This is a genomic window from Citrobacter sp. ANG330 (assembly GCF_047467925.1).
GTDB lineage: Bacteria > Pseudomonadota > Gammaproteobacteria > Enterobacterales > Enterobacteriaceae > Citrobacter_A > Citrobacter_A amalonaticus_G.
The window spans coordinates 1-602 of record NZ_JASJUI010000035.1; the positions used below are offsets into that span (position 1 = coordinate 1).

1 pseudogene is annotated in these 602 nt (G+C 62.3%); it reads right to left on the reverse strand.

Annotated elements, in window-relative coordinates:
* Positions 1 to 602: pseudogene (locus QNN88_RS22815) on the reverse strand (type IV secretion protein Rhs); the annotation flags it as partial.

Genomic DNA, 602 nt, shown 5'->3' on the forward strand with positions numbered 1-602 from the left:
ACGGACGGACCTGCCATCAGGCGTGACAATTTCCGTGACATTCCCGGAGCCGATATTCAGCCGGTATTCGGTTTTACGCCCGGCAGCATCCGTCATCGCCACCATGCGGCCCGCGTTATCAAATTCCCGCGTAACCACACTGCCGTCAGCTTTTTCTTCCTTAATCACCCGTTTCAGTCCGCCTTCACCTTCGGTGTGCAGCACCTCCCGGCGGTTCAGGCTGTCGGTGATGGCGACGGCATTTTTCTCATACTCATACGTGTAGCTCAGCCCGGCCGGGTTATGCTGCTCCACCACACGGCCGGCCGCATCATAGCGGTAGGTGGTCCGGGGACGTCCGGCGTACTGGTGCGCCGTCATGCGTCCCGGGTGTTTATCATCATAAGTGAAGCCCCGCACCGGCGTATCGCTGCGGTCATACACCGCCGCCAGCTCGCCGCGCGGGGTGTACGCATAGCGGGCCAGGGGCCGCACGGGAAGATTTTCCGGGTATTCCGGGTCGTGGGTCAGCCATACTTCTGCCAGACGAAGGCCGTTGTCCGTGCCGTACGCGGTGGCGGGCAGAGCATCCGGGAAGGGAAGGGGTTTTGTGCCACTGGCGG